Raw genomic sequence first — 24,819 nt, 5'->3', positions numbered from 1 at the left:
TGGAATTGTAATGTTTTTCCTGTACCCGCATCAGCTTGGTATTCAGACTGGAGGAGTGTCCTATGTACGAGTGGATCAAAGACCGTTGCTTGCTGGAATATAGCGCCAAGCAGGAGCGGTTTGAATTGGACATGTTAACTGGTTTTTATAAGAAAAGACTGACGATGGACAAGCCACCTTCCGGGATGACGGTGCTCGGGCAATATTTCATTGCTTCGAGTGTGTTGGACGACGAATCCTTCGCCCAGGTAATCCCGGTACAGGACGAAGCGATTAGAGCCATATTGATGGAGCAGGTGGCGCCACATTTTACGGTAGTAAAGGAATCTGGCCATGAAGGTGTAATAGAATCACTTTTTCTGGAGCAGCTTAGACCGGAATCGAAGATATTGTTCGAGGAGACGAAGACCGGGATTTTGCCCGTAATACAGGATTTGTACCGTCACAAGGATATGAGCAGCCGTTACCATGGAGGCAAGAGACAACTGATTCATTATCCTGTGAATTTGAAGCTGCTTACGCCCTATGATGCGCCAGATGTGCAAGAACTGCAAACGCTGCTGAGAAAGTTCTATTTCAAATCCGGGGGAGTATCCAGTCTGATGCCGGTCGGCTGGATGTTTGAGGATTCCTTACGGGATTCTGCCCTGCTGCGGTTTCTTGCCGGATTTGTCCCACATGTTACGATGCTCGTGGATGCAGACAGCAACGAAGTAGTAGTGCTGCGGATGGGCGAAAATGAATTATCACATACGCTTGAATTGAATTCAGCTAAGCCGCAGCCGCCGCGTAGACACAATAATTATTTATACATGGATATGGGCATTGGATTGGTCTTTGTGGTTGATTTGGCCGGGCAGCCACCGGTGGAGGATTGGAAGGATCTCCGGGCGAGACAGGGTTATTATTTGCCGGAGGACAGTGACTTTGCAGATTTTGATCATGAGACTGCAGCGCCGATTCCTGAGGGCATAGGACTTTTTTTTGATTCGGATTTCACGAAAGCAATGGTTGAGGCGGTTAACCGGGAATTGCGGCTTATTAATGCCTTGGGAGGAAAATGATGGATTCTATCAGGGGGTTTGCAGCCTGCCAGAAACGGATGGTCCTTGTGTGGTGTATATGGATTTCCGGCCCGGCAATATATTGATCAACGATAATAAGGTTATGATGCCTTCAGTGCGGTTGCCTGGTGTGAAAAAAAGGGCTATATATTGAACTTAAAACTTGAGATAAGGGAAAGGAGCAACGGAGGGGGATTTTGGAACTGTAGGAGCGGTAGTGTCCGCCTGAAAGCTTTCCGAAGGAAAGCTAGCATCGAAAGCATAAGCAGTCTTCGGATTTCTACCGCTAATAGCGGTTAAAATCAAGAAATTTGAAGACAACAGCGGCCGGAAGTCCAAATATTCACCGTAGTTGCGACTGATCCTGTACTCTAAAACCTTAAGTTCAATCTATATAGAAAAGCTGAATTACAGAAATCGGTAGAACTTAATCCTTACTGAGAAGACCAATAACACTTATTATTGCTCCTAGTAATATAGTCAGAAAACTCAAGCTGGGATATCTGACCTTGTAATCAACGATAGCATTAAAAATGAGTCCTAAAAAAATCAATTCGGCGCCAAATAACATTAGTTTCTTTCCAGTCAGATTTTTGCGAAAAAACGATAATGCCAATAGGATGCCTATAATGATTGTAATTCCTAATAAAGCATTAATGATCAAAAAACCGTTCTCGGATAAATAAAAAAGGTTAGAGCCAGGAGTCTCTTCCAAGGTTATTTCCTCCATTCTAAGTTAACCATGCCTACAATATTGGCTGGTTATTTTATATTTTGAATGTACCATTTATTTGAAAATTATTCCATGCAGGAATAGTGGGAAGGATTGACAATCCTATTATTATTTAATAACCTTCGTTATAGCACAAGCGTTATTCATAGGGGAGGTGCAGATCGTGCCGCCGAAATCAGATATTACGAAAGAGCAAATTATTCAGGCGGCATTTGCCATCGTGCAGGAGCAAGGGCTTGAAATGTTGTCAGCCCGAAATATCGCGCAGAAGCTGAATTGCTCCACCCAGCCGATTTACAGCTTGTACGGAAATATGGAGGAGATCAAAAGCCTGGCGTATCAGAGGGTTGTAGATCATGTGCGTTACAGCATGACAAGTTATGAGGATGGGTACTATTCACCTGCTCTCAATTTGGCTATCGGATTTTTGCATTTTGCCAAGAAAGAACAGCATTTGTTCAGATCTGTGTATCTCTCCGGTTATAAGAGCTATGATCTGGATCAAGAAGAATTTATAGGCGAAGCCATAAGCATGGCCTACATGCGTCATAGCAAACGGCTCAATTCAGCTTCAGAAAACAGACTTAAGCGGGTTTTTCTGAATCTCGCCATCTATTTAATCGGGCTGGGAACCCTGATCCACTCAAGTACGAAGAAGCTGGAGATTGACGAGGCAATAATAATGGTCAGGGAGATGTATGAAACTCTGCTCCTGAGAGAAAAAGAGGGAATGAGCTGTGAATAGCGGTCTGGCGTTATTTCTTCAAGAAATTAGATTAAGATATTAGCAGTTGCTATTTTCTTCTTGATGAGTATACAATAGATTGAATTAAAATACTGGAAGAGGTGGAAATATGAAGCGGGAACGGAAGAGCGGCGATCGAACAGCACTTTCATTTTCAAATCTTCATATTTTCATTTTATTGAAACACTAAAGCATTTTATGCTTTAGTGTTTTTTTATTATACGGAGGTGTAGAGATTGGTAAGGTACAAAAGAGTCCTCATTAAACTAAGCGGCGGGGCAGTGGCAGGAAAGACGGAATTTGGTTTTGAACCGGAAAAAATGGAGCATATCGCGAGTGAAATTATGTCCGTGGTGGAACTGGGCGTTGAGGTTTCACTCGTGATCGGAGGAGGCAACATATTCCGTGGTAACATGGCGGAGAGCTGGGGCATAGAAAGAGCGGAGGCTGACAATATCGGCACGCTCGCGACCGTCATCAACAGCTTGATGCTGCGTGGAGTACTCAAGGCCAAATCTGACAGAGAAGTGCGCGTAATGACGGCAATACCGACTACATCCGTTGCTGAACCGTATATCCGTCTAAGGGCAATTCACCATTTGGAAAAAGGGTATATCGTGATTTTTGCCGGAGGGAACGGTCAGCCCTATGTGACAACAGACTATCCTTCGGTTCAACGAGCGATCGAGGTGAATTGTGATGCCCTGCTGGTTGCCAAACAAGGGGTGGATGGTGTACTTAGTGCAGATCCTAAACATGACAGGGCGGCCAGAAAGTTCAAATCCCTGCATTACAACGATGTGCTTCAGCATAATTTGAAGGTCATGGATCAATCAGCGTTCATCCTGGCCAGGGATTATCATCTTCCGATGCATGTGTTCAACTTTGACCAGCCGGGTTCCATGAAAGAGATTTGTGAAGGGATCAATCACGGAACAATCATTAGCGGAGAATCTCTTCTGGAATTGGAGTAAATGGCATGTTTTATTCCATGGACAAGAAGGTGTGGAGTGCAATAGCTTAGTTTGTCAATATACAGCTAGCTAATAAGCTTAAATATTAGTGATTATGTACAATCGGTTGGCAGGAATTTAGCTATAATGACAATAAACCTAACATTTATATTTAAAAGGCGCAGCATTCAAGATATAATGTGGCCATCAGTATCAGCGTGAAGGTTGGCGGCGGATAGCCATGCACTTTGATATCCTAAAGATGCCATTGAAAGGTCTGAGGTATGATGAGCCTGGAAACTTTAAATGAACGAGTACAAACGGACCTTTCCTATTTGGCCTATGGCGGTACGGACTGGGTACGTCCTCTGGAGCATCTGGAAGGGCATGTCTACGATGTTGTTATTGTCGGAGGCGGTCAAAGCGGTTTGGGAGCGGCTTTTGGACTGCTGCGTGAACGGATATCCAACATTCTGGTCATTGACGAGAACAGTGAAGGGTCAGAGGGGCCTTGGGAGACCTATGCCCGGATGGTTACACTGCGCACCCCCAAGCATTTGACCTCCATTGATTTGGGGATTCCATCCCTGACCTTCCGCTCCTGGTGGGAAGCGCAGGCTGGTCCTGAGGGCTGGGAGGCCATGGACAAAATCCCGCGCGGTGAATGGATGAACTATCTGCGCTGGTACCGGCAGGTGCTCAGACTTCCTGTCATCAATGAGGTGAAGCTGAAGCTGATTGAGCCTGGAGAAGAGGGGCTGCACCGCCTGCACATTGCCGGCCCGGGAGCACCCTCCGGGTTGCTGCTGGCCCGGAAGGTAGTGCTGGCAACCGGCATTCAGGGTGGCGGTGAATGGCATGTGCCGCCGCTCATTGCGGGGAATCTGCCGGAGCATCTGTACGCACATACTTCGGAGGCCATTGATTTCAGCGCACTGAAGGGCAAAAAAATCGCCATTCTGGGCGGCGGAGCCTCAGCCTTCGATAATGCTAATTACATGCTCTCCGAAGGTGCAGCCGAAGCCCATGTCTTTGTACGGCGGGAGAAGCTGCCGAGCGTCAACCCGATTCGCCAGATGGAAATGTCGGGGATGATTGAAAGGTTTCATACATTGGCGGATGACGATAAATATGCGGTGATTTCCCATTTCTTCAAGTACAATCAGCCACCGACCAATGATACCTTTGCCCGTGCCGCGGCTTGGCCCGGTTTCACGCTGCATCTCGGGTCCCCGTGGCTTGATGTGCAGGCTGCTCCGGGCGGAGCGGTAGTAACAACTCCCAAGGGAGAGTTTGCCTTTGATTATATTGTGGTCAGCACCGGCCTGCTCAGTGATCCCGGATTGCGGCCCGAGCTGCGGCTGGTTGAGCGCTATATCGCCCGCTGGAGCGACTGCTATCAAGCTCCAGAAGATAAGGCAAATCCGCTGCTTGATGCGCATCCTTATCTCAGCCCGGGGTTTGCGCTGCAAAGCCGTGGGGAAGACGGGAAGAAGCTGCTGCATGGTTTGTTTGTATTTAACTATTCCGCTTTAGCAAGCTGCGGGTTGTCCGCTTCGGCGATTTCAGGCATCCGGAACGCCATACCCAAGCTTGTAGCCGGGGTGGCCGATCAGCTCTTCGGGGATGACCGTGAGAGGATTCTGCAATCTTTTTACTCCTATAATGAAATTGAATTTACCGGAGATTTGTAAGGAAAAGCTCTCTTGAGAAATCAAGAGGGCTTTTTGCTATAATAAAGAGGTTCATATTTCTTCTGCAGATTGGAGTAAGACCATGACCTATCGCAATTTGGAAGAGTGCATTATAGATTTGGAGAAGCACGGACATTTGATCCGTATTCATGAGGAAGTGGATCCCCTGCTGGAGATGGCAGCGATCCACTTAAAGGTTTATGAGGCCGGCGGCCCTGCATTATTATTTGAAAATGTCAAAGGCTCGAAGTACCGTGCGGTGTCGAACCTCTTCGGGACCATTGAGCGCAGCAAGTTTATATTCCGGGATACCTGGGATTCTTCGCAGAATGTTATCGCGCTGCGTAATGATCCGATGAAGGCGCTCAAGCAGCCCTTTAAATATATAGGTACAGGGCTGGCCGCGAGAAAGGCTCTGCCGCTTAAGACACTCGGCGGTGTCCCGGCAGGCTTCGAGGAAATTCAAATCTCCGACCTTCCGCAGATTAAGCACTGGCAGGGAGACGGCGGGGCTTTTGTAACCTTGCCGCAGGTGTACTCGGAAGACCCGGACAAGCCGGGCATAATGAATTCCAACCTGGGCATGTACCGTATTCAGCTCAGCGGCAATGAGTATGAAGTGAATAAGGAAGTGGGGGTTCATTACCAGATCCACCGCGGCATCGGAATCCACCAGTCCCAAGCGAACAAGCGGGGCGAACCGCTTAAAGTGAGCTGTTTCATCGGCGGTCCTCCCGCACACACATTGTCTGCTGTCATGCCGCTGCCGGAGGGCTTAAGCGAAATGACCTTTGCCGGCCTGCTGGCCGGACGCCATTTCCGCTACAGCTATGTAGACGGCTTCTGCATCAGCGCAGATGCGGATTTTGTAATTACCGGGGAAATACATCCCGGTGAGACCAAACCGGAAGGTCCCTTTGGCGACCACTTGGGGTACTACAGCCTGGTGCATCCTTTCCCGGTCATGAAAGTACATAAGGTGTATGCCAAGAAAGGGGCGATCTTTCCGTTCACCGTAGTGGGACGGCCGCCGCAGGAGGATACCGCCTTTGGGGAATTGATTCATGAACTGACCGGAGGCGCTGTGAAGCAGGAGATCCCGGGAGTGAAAGAAGTACACGCGGTCGATGCTTCGGGTGTACATCCCCTGCTGTTTGCCATTGGCAGCGAACGGTACACGCCTTATCAGCAGTTGAAGCAGCCGGCGGAGATTCTTACCATCGCCAACCGGATCCTGGGAACCGGCCAGCTTAGTCTGGCCAAGTATCTGTTCATTACGGCCGAGGAGGACCGGGCCATAAGCACTCATAATGTGGTTGATTTCCTGACCTATATTCTGGAGCGGATTAACCTTCACCGCGACATTCATTTTCAGACCAATACGACGATTGATACGCTTGATTATTCCGGCACAGGGATAAACAGCGGCAGCAAGGTGATTTTTGCAGCAGTGGGAGAGCAGAAGCGAAACTTGTGCACAGAAGTGCCGGAGGTTCTGTCCCGGCTGAAGGGCTTTGGGGAGGCCAGAATGGTGATGCCGGGCATCGTTGCCCTGCAAGGTCCGGCATTCATTAATTACAAGGAAGCGCAGCAGCAGCTAAGGTCTTTGTGCACCGCCATTGAGGAACTAGGTCCGCTCCCTTCCTTGCCGATGATTATTCTGTGTGATGACAGCGAGTTTATGAGCGGGACCCTGAACAATTTCCTATGGGCGACCTTCACACGCAGCAACCCTTCACATGATATATATGGCGTGAACAGTGTAGTGGAGAACAAGCACTGGTCCTGCGACAATGTCATTATAGACGCCCGTACGAAACCGCATCAGGCCCCGCCGTTAATCCCGGATCCTGAGGTGGAGCGTCATATTGAGCGGCTTTTTGCAAAGGGAGCCATCCTGGGAGGCCTGCGTAAATAAAACTGCAGGTTATTCCCTTGGCGGAGAGTTTGGAGAAAACAGTATATTCGAACGGAAAACCGCAGCTGATGTCGCTGCGGTTTTTTATGTGCGCCTCACAGGCGCACTTTCATGAAAATCAGTTTTTGTCATATTTTCACGAATTCCGTGCGCAAATAGGTAACATTGCTGGATCAAAGTCGTAACCTGCGCGGCAGGGAGTGGTCTACAGAAAAAAATTTTAATGCAATATACAGGCAGGACAGATTGCCAAATGATACGGATAGAAGAAACGCTAAGAGTGAAAATAATAGATCGGCGAGAGACAACTTATAAGTGAATTAGACCAAGAAGGCCAGGCCTAGCCTGGCTTCTAATCGCAGAGCGAGCCTGTTGGACCGGAATTTATTCCCGATCTCCTGAGCTGAGATTGATGGACCCAATAAACGAATGCAGTCATATTTTGGTGATCATTAATGATATGAAATAGAAAAAATAAAAATGATGTAATATTCGACAAAAAATTCCTTACATTTCAAAAAATATATGATAGTATAAAAAATGCAATTGAACAAACGTTTGCACAACTTCTGATTTTATCTTTTCCAGAAACAAAGGAGGCGTATGGAGTTGGTGTGAATAGATTTGGAAATGTGTGAAAAGAAAAGAAAGTAAATGTAAGGGAACGGAGAGGGGATTAGGCAATGAGATCAGAACAAGCTGAATGTGCATTACCGGAGAAGATGCCGGCACTGGTATGGTGTTCGCAGGGACTGAATCTGTCTGAACTGGACATCCCGGCGATCACGCTTTTAACTGATGTCAAAGTAAAAATTCAAATGACGGGGATCTGCGGAACCGATCTGGCTGTCATCACAGGAAAAGAACCTGGTATTACTGGAGTGATACGCGGTCATGAAGCTGTAGGAACTGTCATCGAAACCGGGGCGAATGTGACAGGCCTGAAAATAGGCGACAGAGTAGTCATTGATCCCAATCAAAGCTGCGGCGAGTGCAGATTTTGCCGTCAAGGCAAAGAACATCTCTGCATCGGAACGGATGGACAGGGCATGCCGATTGCCGGATTGAACAAAAATGGCACTTTTGCTCCCTGGTTTGTTACTGATGAAAAGTATTTGTATAAATTACCTGAACAAATGAGTTGGGAAGCGGCACTGGCCGTTGAACCACTCGCCTGTGTTCTGCATAACTTCCGTGAAGCAAGGATCAGCGCAGGTGACTCGGTGTTAATTCTTGGTTCCGGTCCGATGGGGCTTTTATGTCAAATAGTTGCCAAACGCATAGGGTGCACTACTATTTCCACGGAAATCAATGCAGGCCGGCTGGCAAAGGCGAAGCAAATCTCTGACTATGCCTGCCCGCCGGAGGAGCTGACCCCGGAGCTGGTGTCCAGCATTCTGGGTGAGAAGAAATTTAACATCGTAATGGATACGGTGGGCACACAGATGGAGATGGCGGAACAGTGGGTGGAGCGCGGCGGTACGATAATCCCCTTCGGCATCAATGGGAAATACCAGTATACAATCTCACCAACTTTTTATACCCAGAACGCAGTAAGGCTCCTGGGAGCCGGTGAATACCTGAACACCTTTGCGGATGCATTTCAGTTTGCGAAGGATGTACCGGAAGTATCTTCCCTGATTACACGCAAGTACAGTTTGAATCAATCCGGGACCGCCATTCAGGAGTTGCTGGGACATGTGCCGGATCCTGCAGCTTCTTCGGACAAGCCGCTTCTAAAAACGGTGTTTGTTTTCTGAAAAGAACTTTCATAGGGAGATGCGCTCAATGATCAGACGGGATGAAAGAATAAACCGGATGCTTGAATATTTTGCTGGCTGCCAATTTAATAAAGTGGAACCCATCTGGATACCCGCTTTGTGGAACGAGTGCGGTTATTTGTCGGCCTTGGATAACAAAGATGGCGAAATTCTCGTTGATCCGGCAGGGTTTATGGTTAAGCATCTGCAGTACTTGCTTGAGTTGTCTTCGGGTTATTTCAATATCGACCAGACAGATTTAGATAATAGTGTCATCTATTGCTCCTTGCTCCGTTATACCTCAGCCTGGGATTATAGCCATACCGGAAATATCCAGTCTGGAACGTTTCTGAAATTTATGATTCTGTTGCCAATGCTAAAAAAAATGAATGTCAATATCCTGTACTTGCTGCCTGTAACCCAGTACAGCCATTTGAATCTCAAGGGGGATATTGGTTCGCCGTATGCCGTGTATAGCCTGTTTGATTTAGATGAGAATTTACATGATTCGTTGCTGGACGGTATGGAGAAGCTGACCATCCATGATGAGCTGGCGACCTTGGTTGAGGCCTGCCATTTGCTGGATATCAAAGTAGTACTTGATTTAATTCCGCGGGTGAGTGCAAGAGATAATGTTTTTTTGGCAGAACACCCGGAATGGTTTTACTGGATTGATCTTAACGTGCTGCCGGGATTCCAGCCGCCGAAAATTGCCGAATTGGAGTTTTTCGCCGAATGCACACCTGATAAGCTGGAAACCATTTACCGCAGCGATGAAACCTTGGTTTTTCTGAACCAATTCCGTCTGCCGCCGAATGAACTGGATGCAGCCCTTTGGAGTGACATCAAACGGCGCGCGCTTGAGTCAGGCGAATCCATATTACCGATGATCGAACGTGAGATGGGGATTACCCCGGCCCCCGCACATTCGGATTGGATTAATGATGTTCAGCCAATCTGGACAGATGTTGCCTTCTTTCGTCTGTACAATGATCCCTCTCCATTGGTCCGGTCTTATTTACCTGAAGGACAACCGCCATACGTACTGTTTGATACGATCAAGTGCAATGTATACCCGGGAGAGGAGCCGAACCGGGAATTATGGAACACGCTGATAGAGGCTGCTTGTTTCCAATTGAACACCTATAACATTGATGGTTTCCGGATGGATATTGGACACACGCTCCCGGTTCCCTTACAGGAATCTATGTTCAAGGTGATTAAAGATATTAAGCCAACAGCGATTCTGATCAGTGAGGATTTATTCAATCGCAACCACCGTGAAGCGGCAAGAACCGGATACAATGTGATGTTAGGCAGCGGGTGGAACATCATGACCGATATCCGTGTCGAACGCTTGGAGGAGTACCTGCGGGAACTTCCGGAGTTGCAGATCCACGTATTTGCCTGCTCGGAAACGGCGGATACTCCAAGAATTACAAGCCGGGGCGGGATGGAGCTGGCCCGTCTCATGACGGTGTTCAATTATTTCCTTCCGAACGGAATTCCCTATCTGACTACAGGAATGGAAGTATATGAGGAACAGCCGCTCAATTGCGGTCTCGGGGATAATACCGGCGGTGCAGATATTCCAAAAGCTTTTTTCAATACCATGACGATCAACTGGACCAATGAATCCACATTGCTGCCGCTCCTGGAGCAATTAAAGCAGATAAAGAGACAACACTCTAATCTGCTGAAGCCAACGAACTTTTATCTTTCCGATTCACAAGGCGATATTATGATCTACTCTTACTATTTGAAAGATGAGCTGTTCAGTGTTTGTTTTAATTTGAACCCGGAAAAAGAGCAGACATTAAAGACTGAGCTTATCTATCCGGGGTCTAAAAAGACAAATCTGCTGATAGAAAGCGAACAGGGCGGATGGGACAAGCCTGGCAGCGAAGAAACCTATGAGATGCGGCCTTATCAGGCGCTGGTACTATTAATGGAACTGATCAAATGACCAAGGAGGAAGGACTGCTATGAACAAACAAACCGTACAGCAACAGCAACTGAATATCTGGCATGAATTCGATGGGAAGGGAGATACCTCCATAGAGGTGTTGGAGCAACTCTGCCGTCAGTATAGCTCTGAATTCGGTGTTCCCGTTATTCCGAAAGTCATGAATATCTCCATACTAACCGCTGGCTTACAGCAGGTAAAAACTGCCGGGGCTGGTCCGCAAATGGCGCTGGTTCCGGCAGATATGGCCGGCTATGGGGAAGCAGCCATGTACTCGGAGATTCCAGAGAAATTCTGGTCCATGTCCGGCTCCACTGATAAGGATATCCGTTACTCCATGCGGTCGAGCGACAGACAGTATGGTATTCCTATTCTGAAAGGCAATCATCTGGTGCTTTATTGCAACTCGGAAATCTATCCGGAGGCTCCAGCTTCGTGGGAAGCGATTGAACAACAGGCGGAGGAGCTCATGGCTAAAGGAATTGTTCCGGTTGCCTCTGATCTGGCAGACCCGTATTGCTTTATCCCATTCCTGACTGCATTTGGAGGCTGGCCGCTGAAGGAAGGGAAACCTGATCTGTCAACTCCGGAAATGGAAGCAGCTCTGCGGTTTGTTCAGCGGCAAACTGCCCAAGGGGTGCTTGGCAGTTTTCACGGTTCAACTGAACTCCTGGACCGTTTTATCGCCGGAGAGATTGGTGCCATCATTTGCGGGGAATGGATTTACAATTATTTAGACCTTCATATGCGAGACAGATTGTTAGTAGGTGCGCTGCCGACTATTATTGGCAACCCGGCAGTCTCAATGGCTTCATCTATCGGTCTGGTATTTCCGCAGAATTCGTTGGAATCGGAGCAAGCGGACGAGCTTCTATCATTTGCCGCTTCTCTGCTGAGTGAAAGCAGTCAACGGGAATGGGCGGAGCGTGTACAGCGGATTCCAGTGCATACCGGGGTGTTGGAGGACATCAGGGTTACCGCCTCACCGGTCAGGGCTAAACTGATTTCCTGCCTTGAAAGTGCGCGTAACATGCCGATTGAGCCGGTTATGAGGGATGTCTGGGATGCCATCTCCGTAGGCTTGAAATATTTGTCTCAAGAAGACGCCGCGAGATTGTTGGTGTTAATGGAAGAGCATGTGAACGGAAGCAGCAAACAACAAACTCTATAGAGAAGAGGGAAAACCATGAAAACGACTATTTTTAGCCAAGTGTCAATCGACGGAAAGCTTACTTTAGGTGCGGGGCAGTCCAGCAAACAATTGTTCAGTATGTTCGAGGAACCTGATATTGAATATATTCATAAATTCAGGGGCTTAGTTGACGCTATTATGGTAGGGAAAAATACAATACAAAATGATGATCCGATGCTGACAAACCGGTATGAGGAGAATAATAACCCGCTGAGGATTATCCCCACCTCACATATGGATATTTCACTGGACAGCCATGTTTTTGCCGACAACGGCAGAACGCTGATCGTTACCACTGAAAATGGTCAGGATCCTGAGAAGATAAGTATTTTGAAGAACAGGAATAAAGAGGTGTTAATCTGCGGAGAGGACAAAGTGGATTTTGTGAATTTGTTCCGTGAATTGGAGGATAGCTACAACGTGCACAGCATTATGATAGAAGGCGGCGGATTTCTAAACTGGAATGTATTTGACCAGGATTTAGTAGATGAAATCATCTTAATGCAGCTGCCGATTATTATCGGAGGCGAGACCAATATAACGCTTGTTGACGGCAAGGGATATAATGACCTGAGCTTTGCAAAGAAGTTCAAGGTTGTCGAAGTTCTCCCGCAAAAAAACTATACACTGCTTCGTTATCAGAAGGCTGTATGACGATGATGGGAGGGCCCGGTAATGTTAAAAGATTCAAAGGCGGATTTTTATAGCAATATCTATAAAATAGCAATTCCTGTAACTCTGCAAAGCCTGATTATGGCACTGCTAACCTTAACCGATCAGCTGATGGTCGGACAACTCGGTGATGTGGCCGTTGCTTCTGTAGGCATATCGATAAAAATATACGGGATTATAACTGTAGTATTGGCCGGACTGGCGACAGGAGTATCCATTTATGCCGCGCAGTTCTGGGGGAAGAAGGATGAGAGAAGCACAGCGCAACTGCTGGGATTAGGGCTGCTTCTAGGAATGGGCATCTCGATTATTTTTACGTTGCCCATTCATTTCTTCCCGCAATTCAGTCTCAGCTTATTTACTAAGGACCAGCGGCTGATCACAGAGGGGTCCGGTTTTCTGAAAGTGATCTCTCTGAGTTATATTCCGGTCATGCTGACGATGATCTATTCCGCTATTTTGCGTGCTACAGGACATGTGAAGCTCCCTATGATAACCAGCATAGCTGCAGTGTGCATTAATATTATACTTAACTATCTGCTAATCTTCGGGAAATTCGGTTTTCCGGAATGGGGGTTAAAAGGAGCAGCCATTGCTACACTTATCGCCCGTTTGTTTGAATGCTGCTTTATCATCGCAGCTGCCTATAAGCTTCGTCTTCCCGGAGCAACCCATATCCGTGACTGGTTCGGGGCATCCGGGACGCTTCTTGGGAAGTTCCTTCGCACTACGTATCCGATCGTATTGACCGAGCTGATTTGGGTGCTGGGTGAAACTGTGTACGCCATTATTTACAGCCGGATGGGAACTTCTGAAATAACCGCGATGACGATAACCTATCCGCTTCAGAGCTTAAGTATCGGTTTATTATCCGGGCTCTCTAGCGCGGCCGGCATCATGATTGGGAATAAGCTGGGGGCCGACGAGCAGGATGCGGCACTGGATTTTTCAAAGCGGTTCATTAAGCTGGGTATCCTGGTTTCCCTTGGAATCGGCGTGTTGATTGCCGTATTTGCACCTTTGTATGTATCTATCTTTCAGGTGTCAGATGAAGCGCATCACATGGGAACCCGCCTGGTTTGGGTATTCGCTGCATTCCTGTGGGTGAAGGTTGCCAACATGATATTGGCGGGCGGCATTCTCAACAGCGGCGGTGACAGCAAGTTTGTATTCGCGATGGAATCCACTGCGACATGGCTGATTGGTGTCCCTTCCGGATTATTAATGTCATTTGTCTGGAAACAACCTGTATTTCTGGTATACATGATATTGTCCATGGAAGAAGTGGTTAGACTTAGCATTGGACTGATACGAATATACTCCAGAAAATGGATGAAAAATTTGGTCGCTGACATATCTGCATAAGAAGGAATGGATGCGGGGGAGAAATCCCCCGTCTTGCTTTATTGCAATACAATGGAAACTGAATTGCCAAAAAAAATAGATAACCATTATACACGATGATGCCAAAACTATGAAATATATATTTCAATTGACCAACGGTAAAACTATGGTTATATTTGTAATATAATAAAATTTCTCTCATATGTTGCTACGAGTTGATTCTGAAGGAGTGGTTTACTTGATAGCTACAACCACGATCCGCAGCGAGTTGGATAACCTCATGAAACAAAAAGGCTGGAATATGAGTAATCTGGGTAGAACCATCGGTATAAATGTAGGATCTATAAGCTCCATATTAAAGGGCAATAAGGTAATGAGCGTGGATCAGGTTGACAGGGTGACCGCGGTGCTTTCGTTGCCTGCGGGTTATTTTTACGAAAATTATATTCAGGAAAGTATGATAGAAGCGACGCCTAATTGGCGAAGGATCGGACCGTTTCTTTACCGCTGCGCAGAACTAAACAAACTGGATTGCGTTCTGAAGACGGTTACTATTCTTCTAGAGGAATTGACCTACGCACCCTTGCTCTTTGATGTTGCCAATGATTTTTTCAAGAGAAACTGGAATGACTCTGCCGCGATTCTGTATGATAATGTGGCCAGATGTGAAATCCGCCAGCATTCCGAACGTTTGGCCTTTTGCCAATACCGTCTCTTCACGCTTAGCATTGGAGATGACCAAATCCAGAACTTTGAGGCGGCCTGTCAGTTTGAACCTTTTGTCGAACGTTTAGATGAGAAGGATCAGCTGGATGCACTTAAAGATTTAGCGAATATCTACCGTTCTTTACGGCGGTGGGACAAGGTTGAGGAGCTTGCCCAGGAGATGGGCCGGAAGGCCCGGATACAGTATTTTAGCAAACACCGCAAAGAAGAAAGAATGCAAGAGGACTTGGCAACCAGCCTACCGCTCTTTGTATACATAGCCTATTCGAACCTGCTTCTTGCAAGTGTATGGGACGCCAGAGGGGATTTTCAGCAAGCATTGGAATGCACCTATGCTTATGCCGATCTTAGTTGGGTCAAAGAGACGGACCCTGAGACGTTACATTGGGTTGAATTGTTTCAGCATTGGGCACAAGTCAATACCTATATAAATAAGCTTCGAGGCGGAGATCAAAGTGTAATTTCTGACCTTGTTGAAATTACTAAAGGCAAAAAAGAAATTTTTACTGAGCTCCTTAATATTATTGAAGCAGCTAATCAGTATTCTTTTGATATCGATTATATTTTAGATGAATTCGAGTCTCAGATTCTCTTTTATGAACGAGATCTGGCTTCCGATGTGTATACCCGGCAGGTCATTCCTGAACAAACAGCAAGGTTTAGTTACGAGTTGTCAAAATATTACCTTAGAAAAGCAATGTATGCAGAAGGGTTTAAGTATTTATTGGAAAGTATGGAATCATACAGTGCGAAAAACAATAGCAATGCTATTATCAAATGTGTAGGCTTATTTGAGAGTTTTAAAGAATATGCGCCTCCTGAAACACGGACACAGTATCAAATATTTATTCAAAAGGTATGGGAAAAAAATGAAAAAGAAGCTGACCTCGTTATTAGTAGTATCTAGCAGCTATTAATTCTTTACATATGCATCTAAGTAATTGCCGGATGAAAAAAACTGTCCAACTTTGTCAAATGGTCAGTTTTAATTTGGGAAATTATACAACAAAAAGAAAAGTTTGTGATATAATCATTTGTGTAGGCTTATCTGAGAGATTTAAAGAGTATGCGTTGTTTGAATTACTGACACAGTATCACAAATTTATTAAAAAGGGTGTGGGAAAATGAAAAAGAAGCTGACCTTATTATTAGTAGCTACCAGTTTTTTAGCCATTTTATTATTGCCGGTGTTGCCTTCAAATCCGTCTCATATTGTAATCCTTAATGATCAAGTTGGAGGAGCATAATCAGGCTGTCACTTCCCTTGAAACTGTTGAATTCGAGTACCCGTCTTTAATATCTCTTCTATTTTTTGAGCCTACATAACCTCTGAGTATCCGGCAGATTGTTCGAGAACTGTCCTTCCCTTGCAGGGAGGGCAGTTTTTTGATTGTGCGCCCGGCATGGGCGATAACTTGGCGGTGAATGTCCGCTACAATTCGTCAGAGAATTGAAGATCTCTTCATAATCAAAGCAGCAAAAGGATGAGGGTTAATGGAAGTTTTGGAAACGTTGCGTTTAGTGCTTAGGAGATTCAGAGCAGAAGATGGGCAGGACCTGCATGAATATCTTGCCTGTGAAGAGGTTGTAGAATATGAGCCCTATGGTGTTTACAATGAAGAAGACAGCCATGCTGAGGCGGTGAGACGTTCCACGGATCAGGCATTTTGGGCAGTGTGCCTGAAGGATTCAGGCAAAGTAATCGGTAACTTATACTTTCAGGAGCAGCATCCGCAGGAGTTTCAGACTTGGGAGATTGGCTATGTGTTCAACCGTGAGTATCAGGGCTGCGGCTATGCGGCTGAAGCCTGCCGTACATTGCTGGAGTACGGCTTCAATACTCTAGGCATTAGACGGGTAACCGCCCATTGTGATCCGCAGAATACACCATCCTGGCGGCTGCTCGAACGGCTGAAGCTGCGGCGGGAGGGGCATTTTCTCCAGACGGGCTATTTTAAAACCGATGAACAAGGTATGCCGAAATGGCATGATACTTTTGCCTATGGTGTGCTTGGTAAGGAGTGGCTGAATCTGAATCAGGAGAAAGCGGCAGAATAACAAGTGTAAGCAGAGACCTTCTTGAGAAATCGAGGAGGCCTTTTTTTGTATAAATAGTTGAGATAATTTATCTCTCCGTTTACAAAATTTATATAATTTTAACGCTGGCTTGCCATCCTCCTGATGCTGCGTTGACATCCAAGCCTTACACTTGCAGAGGTAGTAAGAAGATAAAAGCGGACTGTTAGGTCATTAGGAGGCTTCCATTTTGAGTGAACTAGAGAATTCATTAACCCTGCCTGCAAGAGAAAAAGCGGCATCGGCTGGAGTTCCCTTACGGCCGGCATATTTAAGCAAGCTGAAGGTTCAGGAGAATATGCTTGCCTACCTGTTCCTGGCTCCTTCGTTGCTGCTGTTCGGTGTGTTTTTATTCTACCCGTTGCTGAAATCCGTATATTTAAGTCTGCATAGTACGGACCCGGCGGGACGAATCGCAGCGTATGTCGGCTTTGACAATTTCACAGCCCTTTTCACTTCAGGACTATTTCTGGACGGTATCCGGGTGACGGCGCTGTTTGCCCTCCTGACGGTCCCGACCGGCCTGCTGCTTGCACTTGTGCTCGCGGCGCTAACCCACAATCAGCTGCGCGGCAAACGGCTGTTCCAATTCGCCTTCTCTTTGCCCATGGTGCTGTCTGTTGGATCGGCGGCAGTGATCTGGAAATTCCTGTTTCATCCCACGCTGGGTATGCTGAATTACTTGCTGGAGCTTGCCGGGATGACGCCGGTCGCATGGCTGGTCAATCCGGATACCGCGCTGCTGTCTATCTCATTAATGACAGTATGGATGAATCTCGGGTTCAATTACATCATCCTGTCGAGCGGAATGCAGGGCATTTCGGACGAAATCTATGAGAGTGCCAGAATTGACGGAGCGGGAGCGGCTACGGTATTTCGCAAGATCACCTTGCCTCTGCTGTCCCCGACCTTGTTCTTCGTGCTCGTGGTTTCGATCATTAGTGCCTTCCAGGCGTTTGGCCAGATCAATATTTTAACCGCCGGAGGACCGATGAACAGTACCAACGTGTTTGTATACTCCATCTACCGTGAGGCCTTTGTCAACTTCCGCTTCGGAACGGGCAGCGCCCAGGCACTGATGCTGTTTCTGGTTATTATGCTGCTGACGCTGATCCAGTTCAAATGGGTGGAAAGGAAAGTGCACTATCAATGAAAAAGCCAAAAGCAGGACAAGTACTTACCTACTGTGTGCTCACTGTGGTGGCAGCACTGGTATTGTATCCCGTATTCTACAGCTTCTTCATGGCCGTTATGGCCCCGGAAGAGGCCAGCGCTTATCCGCCGTCCATCGTTCCGCATTCCTTTCATCCGGAGAACTTTAGCGAAGTGTTCGATATTATTCCGATCGCCACCTTTATTGGCAATACCTTTCTGGTATCCGGCATTGTCATGATCGGCCAATTGATCACCGCCAGTCTGGCAGCTTATGCCTTTGCCCAGATGAATTTCAAAGGGAAATCACTGATGTTCAGCCTGTTCGTGGCCACGATGATGGTTCCCTGGGAAGCGACGATGATTCCCAATTATTTGACTGTACGCAGCCTGGATTGGCTGGATACTTATGAGGGTCTGACCATACCTTTTCTGGCGACGGCCTTCGGCACCTTCCTGCTGCGGCAGTTCTTTATGCAGCTGCCCAAAGAGCTGTTTGAGGCAGCCAAAATCGACGGCTGCGGGCATATTCGCTACTTTCTGTTTCATATGCTGCCGCTCTCCAGACCGGCACTGGGCACCTTGGCTGTCTACTCTTTTCTGAATATGTACAATTCCTATCTCTGGCCGCTGCTTGTTACGAACAGCAAACCGATGCGGACGGTGCAGATCGGAATCTCCATGCTTGAATTTCAGGAATCGACCTCGTGGAATCTGGTATTTGCCGGAATCACACTGGCCATTCTGCCTTCGCTGCTGCTGCTGGTATTCGGATTGAAGCAGCTTGTCCGGGGCATGGCGGCCGGTGCACTGAAGGGATAAGTGATAGGATGCGCAGAGCTAAAAGCTAGTCAGCTGCTTATTGCAGATGATGAATACGTATATAGCTTCTTCAATCCAAAGTATAGGGGAAAAAGGAGAGATACTTAGAATGAAACAATTCAAACAGGGTATGGTTCCATTGCTTGCGAGTCTGATGCTGGTTCTTGCTGCCTGCGGCAACAATTCAAATGCAGATGAGAACAATAATGCAGCCGGCAGCACCTCCTCAGGCAGTGATGGGGAAGTCAGTGCCGCTGCCGCTCCGGTAAAACTCAGCTGGTGGCATTCTATGTCCGGTGCGGGTGAAAAAGCGATTAATCAGATTGTCTCCGACTTCAATGCCAGCCAGACCGGCATCAAGGTGGAAGCGGTGTACCAGGGTAAATATGATGAAAGCTTGAACAAGCTGAAAGCCTCCATCGGCTCGAACAGCGGACCGGATCTGATCCAGGTCTATGAAATCGGCAGCAAGTTTATGATTGATTCGAAGATGATCACACCGGTGCAGCAGTTTATCGACCAGGACGGCTTTGATCTGTCAGGTCTCGAACCCAACATTATCCGATACTATACGATTGACGATAAATTGAATGCGATGCCGTTCAATACGTCCAATCCGATTCTTTATTATAATAAAGATGCTTTCAAAGCAGCCGGACTTGATCCTGAGAACCCGCCTAAGACATTTGAGGAATTCGAAGCCGCTGCCAAAGCATTAAGCAAAGACGGTAAAGCCGGAGCGACAATTGCCATCTACGGCTGGTTCATGGAGCAGCTGTTTGCCAATCAGAACGCAGATTATGTTAATAACGGCAATGGGCGCGAAGCCGCTGCCACAGAATCGCTGCTGGCTTCGGATGCCGGTGTAAGCACACTGGAATGGTGGAAAAAGATGGTCGACGATAAAGTAGTCGCCAATCTGGGACGGGACACAGATGATACGGATAGCGCGTTTGCTGCAGGTCAGGTAGCGATGACACTGAACTCTACGGCTTCGCTGCGCAATATGGTAGAGGCGGCTGGCGGCAAATTCGAGGTTGGCACAGGTTTCCTGCCGAAACCTGCCTCGGCGAAGGACGGCGGAGTGATTGTCGGAGGAGCCAGCCTGTATATTATGAACAACAAACCGGAAGCGCAGCAGAAGGCGGCATGGGAATTTATCAAATATGTGGCCTCACCGGAGGTTCAGGCAAAATGGAGTGTAAGCACCGGGTACTTCCCGATTAACAAGGCTGCTTATGAGCAGCAGGTGCTCAAGGATAATATGGTGAAATATCCGCAGTTCCAGACTGCTGTTGACCAGCTTCATGCTTCGAGTGCTTCAACGGCGACCTCGGGTGCGGTAATGGGCGTATTCCCCGAAGCACGCCAGATTGTTGAAGGTGCGATTGAAGAAGCGCTGAACGGACAAAAAGAGCCTAAACAGGCGCTGGAGGATGCCGGCAAACAGATTACCGGGAAAATCGGCCAGTACAATGCTACGGTGAAATAGAAATCCAAAGTCAATGAATGAAGCTGCATTCGACAGCTGAAGTGGAAGCTGGGCAGATGCCCGGCTTCTTTTTGTTATATAAGGAATTAGATGTCCTCTGCAGAATGATCCTTCTATTGTGCCCGGAAACAGTTAACGTTTGGGAAAAAAGGTTCTATATAGGTTGTGTAATTGGATGAAATATCCTATTGCACGGGGCTTTTTTGTGTTATTGGGATTCCTCTTAATTTAAACCCTCATTAATACGATAAATATAAAGTGCTATTTGGAGTACCGCGATTATAGCAGTCTTTATTTATTCCATATAGTTACATCAAAGGGGGAACAGAACGTGAGACACACCAGTAAAATGAAGATTGATTTAAGGTTGAAATTGTATTTAATCATTCTGGTTCCGCTGCTGGCTATGGGTGTACTGATTATGTGGTCCACAATAACATCCAGTACAAGTGCTTCATTAACTACGATGCAGCATAACAATCAGCAATTGGCGGTGAACACCACGCAGCTGCTGGGCCAAGAATCCGAATCTATCAAGAAACTACATGCCAGTGCTTCAGAGAAAAGCAATGAATACAAACGTCTTAGAAACGAGCTCATTACAGCACGTCTTCAATCAGGGGCGCTATATGTATACATGTATAATAAGACTTCCGAGGGTTGGGAGTATACGGTAGACGGAGCAGGATGGGATGACCCTGATTATAGTCCTTATGGGGGTGAAATGAAATTTGCTCCCGAGATTGAGAAGCGATTATTAAGTGGTGAAGTAGTCACCACGGGTATTGTTAATGATCCGACCTGGGGCCAGCTGTTATCTTCATTCTCGCCCATCAAGGACTCAGGGGGGAAGATTATTGGTTATTTGGGCATTGATATTTCTGCTAAGGCAGTGAATCAAATATCAGCAGAAACTTTGGCTGACTCCTATCGGACGGTTATCCCTATTTTTGCTGTTGTGCTGATTCTATCGCTGCTGATGATGCTGTTCGTGGTGAGGGGAATCCTAAGGCAGGTTCGTGATATTAAGTCTAGTCTCGAGCAGGTCGCAGACGGGAATCTTAAAGTGATCTCAAGACATATCACGAAAGACCAGCTGGGCGATATCAGCGGGTTGATTAACCGGATGGTCGCGCAATTAACGAAGATCATTGTTGGAATACAGCAAGGCTCAAGTACGCTGCAGCAGTCCTCGGGCAATATAGCCAACACGGTCCAGACGAACCAGCGCCAGACCGAAGAGCTGTCCCGTGCGATTGAGGAAATTGCTGCGGGTTCCATGAAGCAGGCTGAGGAAACAGAGCAATCGGTGAAGCATTCAGATAATCTCGGCAAAATTATGGATGAAGTGGGTTCGTATGTGCATCAATTTACTGATACTTCAGAGCGGTTGTCTGCTGTTCAAATGCAGGTTACCCGTGAACATGAGGCACTGCTGGAGAAGGGACGGGAGAATGCTAAGCGGGTCGGGTACCAGCAGGAGATTTCCAGATCACTGATGGCTCAATCCCAACTGGCTTCATCGATCAGCGGGCAAATCCACAGTATTCTGAAACAAACAAAGATCCTGTCACTGAACGCTTCTATTGAGGCAGCCAGAGCTGGTGATGCGGGTAAAGGCTTCGCGGTGGTCGCTGGAGAAATGGGCCAGCTTGCACGGCAATCCGAACAATCTATTCAGGAGATTGATGCAATCCTGGGGTCCTTTGTACAAGAGACTCATCGTATGGGCAGCCAATTCGATGAGAATATAGCGGCGGTTAAGGAACAGGAGAGTCAGATTGCTGATTGTCTTCAAGCTTTCGGAGAGGTCAGCAGTATTTCGGCTGAAGTGCAGGAGCTGGCACAGCGGCTGCAAGGCCGTACGGCGGACATGCACACTATCCGGCAGGAAGTAGAACAACATTTAAGCTACATAGCTTCGGCAACTGAAGAGACTTCGGCAATGTCTGAAGAAGTTGCGGCAAGTGCAGTGGAACAGAAGCGGTCCGCAGAAGAATTATCAATCGTCTCCGGGCAGCTCGCGGGACTTGCCGGCAATCTGAAAGCTTATTCTGATCAGTTTCAAGTAGAAACTCAGAAATTGTTAGAATGACGAATCGTCAGACTAATCCTTTACAAACCTCCCGGATCTATCGGATGATAGAATCAGTTTGAGAAGAAACAGGTGAATCGGATGAAAATTAACCGTTTGCTGGGAATCGTAGTCTATCTGCTCAATCGGGAGGTGGTCAGTGCCCGTGCACTGGCCGATAAATTCGAGGTTTCGCCGCGTACGATTCAACGTGACATCGAATCTATTGGGCTCGCCGGGATTCCGGTGGGATCGCTGCAAGGCACTAATGGAGGTTATTACATACTCGACAGCTTCAAAATGAACAGACAGCTGCTTCAGTCCGAGGATTACGCTTATATTCTGGCCGCCCTGAAGGGGCTGGTATCGGGCTACAGCAGCAGACGCGCAGAGGATACCATGGAGAAAATCATGTCCTTAACACCGGAGAAGGAGGCAGCGCCGCAGCCCATTCAGCTTGATTTGGGGGTTCTAAGGGAGGGAGCGGGCACGGGAGAGGCGATTCAAGTTATAGAGCATGCCATCCGCCAGAAAAAGGTGCTTCACTTTCAATATACCAATGCAAGGAATGAGGTGGCAGACAGAAATGTCGAGCCATTGCTCTTAACCTATAAGTGGTATGCATGGTATTTATTCGCTTATTGCTGTGACCATTGCGGATACCGGCTGTTCCGCCTTTCCCGAATCCGGGAGCTTCGGGCCACGGACGGGAACTTTTCAACAATGCATCGAGATGCGGAAAGTCTGCTGGCTGAGGCGCAGGATCACCGGCCGTACATAACCGTTAAGCTTGCATGCCCGGCAGGTCTCAGGGTGCTGATGGAGGAGCTGCTCCCCAATGCGGTGCTTATAGAAGTCCGGGATCAGGAACTGGTCATGGGCTTTACCGTCCCGGAAGAGGAGAACGGCTGGTTCGGAACATTGCTGCTGTACGGCCATCAGCTTACAGTGCTTGAACCTCCGTCACTGCGCCAGAGAATGGCGGACCATGCCAGTAATCTGCTGAATAAATATACCGAATGTAAGACCAAAGAATTGGCGCTCTGCAAAGGTCTGGATACCGAAAAGTGAAGAACAAAGCTGTTTTACCTTTAGCAGAATGTTGTAATTATTGATTGTGCAGCGTAGGGATTGCAGCGCGTTTCTCTACCCTTTTCGAAGGGGAGGAAACGCGCTGTTTTTTGCGGGCAGAATTATGCGATCCCTCCCTGCATCAGCGGGGGAAATCCGTCAACCTCTTTACACTAGGCTGTAAATATCCCCGTTCGGCTCTTCGAGCGCCGGTTCTCAATCACCTCTTCGTAATCCCGGATCAGGCCGTCAAAAATATGCTCCCAGGAGCGGCCGAGCGCGAGCCGCCGTCCCTCCCGGCCCATAGCCATCCGTTGCTCCGGCTGATCCGCCATAGAGCATATTTCCTTCACCAGTTCTCCCGGATGATGCGGTTCAAACAATGACCCGGTCACACCGGACAAGACCAGATCCGTTGTGCCGCCTGCCCCGGCAGCGATCACAGGCAGGCCCGAGGCCATCGCTTCCAGAACAACGTTCCCGAAGGTTTCCGTGCTGGAGGGAAACACGAATACATCTGCCGAGGCATACAGCTCTGCCAGCTCCTCCCCGTGCTTGCCCCCGGTGAAGGTGACATTGCGCGGCGCCTGCGCCCGCAGCTCCGGCAGCAGCGGGCCGTCTCCCACCACCAGCAGATGAACCGCCGCAGCCGTGGATTCCGGCAGCTGCCGCATGGCGGTTAAGAGGGTGGGAATGTCTTTTTCCGGAGCAATCCGTCCTACATAAAGCAATACTACCGGTGCTGTAATTCCGTAACGCTCCCGTACCTGTCCGCTGCGTTTCTCCGGTGTGAACAGACCGCAGTCAATTCCCCTCGACCATAACCGGAGCCGGGTGAAGCCATGGGAACGCAGCGTAGTCTCTGTCTCCCGCGAAGGGGCCAGGATGGCATCGCAGGAACGGTGGAACCATTTCATGTATTTCCAGTAGAGCGGAATGATTCTTCTCATCCGGTAGTATTGAAGATAACGGTCGAAGTGGGTGTGGTAGGAGGCAACATGAGGGAGGTTCTGCTTCTGGGCATAGCGGAGACCATACAGACCAATGTTGAACGGGGTGGCCATATGCAGCAGATCAGGCCGGAAGGACCGCAGCTCGTGCTGGATGGAGGACATGACGGGCAGCGCCAGCCGGCACTCGGGATACAGAAAAAAGGGGATGCTGGCAATCGGACGGACGGGATCGGCGAAACGTTCTTCAGGGGCGGATTTCGGGGTGAAGAGCAGATGCTCGATGCCGCGGCGGTGTAAATGGCCGGCAAGCCGTTGAAGCGTGCGGGCGACTCCGTTGGTTTGAGGAAGATAGGTGTCCGTAAACAAGGCAATACGCATGGATAATCCCTCCCGGTACTCTTGTTGTCTTGAT

The 24,819-nt window shown here is 47.9% G+C and carries 20 protein-coding genes; 18 read left to right on the top strand and 2 right to left on the bottom strand.

Translation table 11 applies throughout. The features are described 5' to 3' along the window. Positions 1–62 precede the first annotated feature (62 nt). Positions 63–1,064, top strand: coding sequence for a hypothetical protein (locus ACAN56_RS11690; protein ID WP_379142900.1), 1,002 nt, complete (start codon positions 63–65; stop codon positions 1,062–1,064). Between the two features lie 427 nt (positions 1,065–1,491). Here the strand turns inward: ACAN56_RS11690 and ACAN56_RS11685 are convergent, their stop codons facing one another. Further along, a complete protein-coding gene (locus ACAN56_RS11685; protein WP_038589349.1) occupies positions 1,492–1,779 on the bottom strand; it encodes a hypothetical protein in 288 nt (95 codons plus the stop codon). A 181-nt stretch (positions 1,780–1,960) separates the two neighbouring features. Here ACAN56_RS11685 and ACAN56_RS11680 point away from each other — a divergent pair, with 181 nt between their 5' ends. The 17 genes from ACAN56_RS11680 (at position 1,961) to ACAN56_RS11600 (ending at position 23,454) form a co-directional block, all read left to right on the top strand. Further along, positions 1,961–2,542 carry a TetR/AcrR family transcriptional regulator gene (locus ACAN56_RS11680; RefSeq protein ID WP_379142898.1) on the top strand — a complete coding sequence of 194 codons (582 nt, stop codon included), beginning with the start codon at positions 1,961–1,963 and terminating at the stop codon, positions 2,540–2,542. 236 nt (positions 2,543–2,778) lie between these two features. Beyond that, positions 2,779–3,516, top strand: coding sequence for a UMP kinase (gene pyrH / locus ACAN56_RS11675; RefSeq protein ID WP_038589355.1), 738 nt, complete (start codon positions 2,779–2,781; stop codon positions 3,514–3,516). A 266-nt stretch (positions 3,517–3,782) separates the two neighbouring features. Continuing rightward, positions 3,783–5,189: an FAD/NAD(P)-binding protein gene (locus tag ACAN56_RS11670; RefSeq protein WP_379143237.1), complete on the top strand. Its 1,407-nt coding sequence runs from the start codon at positions 3,783–3,785 to the stop codon at positions 5,187–5,189. A gap of 82 nt (positions 5,190–5,271) precedes the next feature. Beyond that, positions 5,272–7,107, top strand: coding sequence for a UbiD family decarboxylase (locus ACAN56_RS11665; protein WP_379142896.1), 1,836 nt, complete (start codon positions 5,272–5,274; stop codon positions 7,105–7,107). Between the two features lie 683 nt (positions 7,108–7,790). Further along, entirely contained in the window at positions 7,791–8,867 is a 1,077-nt protein-coding gene (locus ACAN56_RS11660; protein WP_231578416.1) for a zinc-dependent alcohol dehydrogenase, read from the top strand. 28 nt (positions 8,868–8,895) lie between these two features. Next, positions 8,896–10,833 carry an alpha-amylase family protein gene (locus ACAN56_RS11655; protein ID WP_379142893.1) on the top strand — a complete coding sequence of 646 codons (1,938 nt, stop codon included), beginning with the start codon at positions 8,896–8,898 and terminating at the stop codon, positions 10,831–10,833. Positions 10,834–10,852: 19 nt separating this feature from the next. Then, positions 10,853–12,004 carry a sugar ABC transporter substrate-binding protein gene (locus tag ACAN56_RS11650; protein ID WP_379142891.1) on the top strand — a complete coding sequence of 384 codons (1,152 nt, stop codon included), beginning with the start codon at positions 10,853–10,855 and terminating at the stop codon, positions 12,002–12,004. Between the two features lie 15 nt (positions 12,005–12,019). Further along, positions 12,020–12,679, top strand: a complete 660-nt coding sequence (locus ACAN56_RS11645) for a RibD family protein (RefSeq protein ID WP_379142889.1) — start codon at positions 12,020–12,022, stop codon at positions 12,677–12,679. Positions 12,680–12,700: 21 nt separating this feature from the next. Then, the gene (locus ACAN56_RS11640; RefSeq protein ID WP_038589370.1) at positions 12,701–14,062 is read left to right on the top strand and encodes an MATE family efflux transporter; all 1,362 of its coding nucleotides are present in this window, start codon (positions 12,701–12,703) and stop codon (positions 14,060–14,062) included. Positions 14,063–14,279: 217 nt separating this feature from the next. Beyond that, the gene (locus tag ACAN56_RS11635; protein ID WP_379142886.1) at positions 14,280–15,674 is read left to right on the top strand and encodes a transcriptional regulator; all 1,395 of its coding nucleotides are present in this window, start codon (positions 14,280–14,282) and stop codon (positions 15,672–15,674) included. 217 nt (positions 15,675–15,891) lie between these two features. Beyond that, on the top strand, positions 15,892–16,014 hold the full coding sequence (locus tag ACAN56_RS11630; protein WP_379142884.1) for a hypothetical protein: 123 nt from the start codon (positions 15,892–15,894) through the stop codon (positions 16,012–16,014). 247 nt (positions 16,015–16,261) lie between these two features. After that, positions 16,262–16,825 (top strand): GNAT family N-acetyltransferase, encoded by a 564-nt coding sequence (locus ACAN56_RS11625; protein WP_379142882.1) that lies wholly within the window; start codon positions 16,262–16,264, stop codon positions 16,823–16,825. Between the two features lie 316 nt (positions 16,826–17,141). Next, positions 17,142–17,996: a carbohydrate ABC transporter permease gene (locus ACAN56_RS11620; protein ID WP_379143235.1), complete on the top strand. Its 855-nt coding sequence runs from the start codon at positions 17,142–17,144 to the stop codon at positions 17,994–17,996. Continuing rightward, positions 17,993–18,817 (top strand): carbohydrate ABC transporter permease, encoded by an 825-nt coding sequence (locus ACAN56_RS11615; protein WP_379142880.1) that lies wholly within the window; start codon positions 17,993–17,995, stop codon positions 18,815–18,817. Before ACAN56_RS11620 ends, ACAN56_RS11615 begins: the two co-directional genes overlap by 4 nt. 109 nt (positions 18,818–18,926) lie before the next feature. After that, the gene (locus ACAN56_RS11610) at positions 18,927–20,309 is read left to right on the top strand and encodes an ABC transporter substrate-binding protein (RefSeq protein ID WP_379142878.1); all 1,383 of its coding nucleotides are present in this window, start codon (positions 18,927–18,929) and stop codon (positions 20,307–20,309) included. Between the two features lie 331 nt (positions 20,310–20,640). After that, positions 20,641–22,404 carry a methyl-accepting chemotaxis protein gene (locus tag ACAN56_RS11605; RefSeq protein WP_379142876.1) on the top strand — a complete coding sequence of 588 codons (1,764 nt, stop codon included), beginning with the start codon at positions 20,641–20,643 and terminating at the stop codon, positions 22,402–22,404. Between the two features lie 81 nt (positions 22,405–22,485). Continuing rightward, positions 22,486–23,454: a helix-turn-helix transcriptional regulator gene (locus ACAN56_RS11600; protein ID WP_379142874.1), complete on the top strand. Its 969-nt coding sequence runs from the start codon at positions 22,486–22,488 to the stop codon at positions 23,452–23,454. A gap of 173 nt (positions 23,455–23,627) precedes the next feature. Here the strand turns inward: ACAN56_RS11600 and ACAN56_RS11595 are convergent, their stop codons facing one another. Continuing rightward, positions 23,628–24,785, bottom strand: coding sequence for a glycosyltransferase family 4 protein (locus tag ACAN56_RS11595; protein ID WP_038589392.1), 1,158 nt, complete (start codon positions 24,783–24,785; stop codon positions 23,628–23,630). Between the last annotated feature and the right edge of the window lie 34 nt (positions 24,786–24,819).

Origin of the sequence: Paenibacillus paludis (assembly GCF_042610515.1) — a bacterium.
Lineage (GTDB): Bacteria > Bacillota > Bacilli > Paenibacillales > Paenibacillaceae > Paenibacillus_AQ.
The sequence above is the reverse complement of the archived record's forward strand: the minus strand, read 5'-3'. Positions and strand labels throughout refer to the sequence as shown.

Coding starts and splice junctions, on each gene's coding strand:
- ACAN56_RS11595 (WP_038589392.1), bottom strand. CDS start 24,785: ATGCGTATTGCCTTGTTTACGGACACCTATCTTCCTCAAACCAACGGA.
- ACAN56_RS11600 (WP_379142874.1), top strand. CDS start 22,486: ATGAAAATTAACCGTTTGCTGGGAATCGTAGTCTATCTGCTCAATCGG.
- ACAN56_RS11620 (WP_379143235.1), top strand. CDS start 17,142: ATGCTTGCCTACCTGTTCCTGGCTCCTTCGTTGCTGCTGTTCGGTGTG.
- ACAN56_RS11690 (WP_379142900.1), top strand. CDS start 63: ATGTACGAGTGGATCAAAGACCGTTGCTTGCTGGAATATAGCGCCAAG.
- ACAN56_RS11630 (WP_379142884.1), top strand. CDS start 15,892: ATGAAAAAGAAGCTGACCTTATTATTAGTAGCTACCAGTTTTTTAGCC.
- ACAN56_RS11665 (WP_379142896.1), top strand. CDS start 5,272: ATGACCTATCGCAATTTGGAAGAGTGCATTATAGATTTGGAGAAGCAC.
- ACAN56_RS11650 (WP_379142891.1), top strand. CDS start 10,853: ATGAACAAACAAACCGTACAGCAACAGCAACTGAATATCTGGCATGAA.
- ACAN56_RS11670 (WP_379143237.1), top strand. CDS start 3,783: ATGAGCCTGGAAACTTTAAATGAACGAGTACAAACGGACCTTTCCTAT.
- ACAN56_RS11610 (WP_379142878.1), top strand. CDS start 18,927: ATGAAACAATTCAAACAGGGTATGGTTCCATTGCTTGCGAGTCTGATG.
- ACAN56_RS11645 (WP_379142889.1), top strand. CDS start 12,020: ATGAAAACGACTATTTTTAGCCAAGTGTCAATCGACGGAAAGCTTACT.
- ACAN56_RS11660 (WP_231578416.1), top strand. CDS start 7,791: ATGAGATCAGAACAAGCTGAATGTGCATTACCGGAGAAGATGCCGGCA.
- ACAN56_RS11655 (WP_379142893.1), top strand. CDS start 8,896: ATGATCAGACGGGATGAAAGAATAAACCGGATGCTTGAATATTTTGCT.
- ACAN56_RS11615 (WP_379142880.1), top strand. CDS start 17,993: ATGAAAAAGCCAAAAGCAGGACAAGTACTTACCTACTGTGTGCTCACT.
- ACAN56_RS11625 (WP_379142882.1), top strand. CDS start 16,262: ATGGAAGTTTTGGAAACGTTGCGTTTAGTGCTTAGGAGATTCAGAGCA.
- ACAN56_RS11640 (WP_038589370.1), top strand. CDS start 12,701: ATGTTAAAAGATTCAAAGGCGGATTTTTATAGCAATATCTATAAAATA.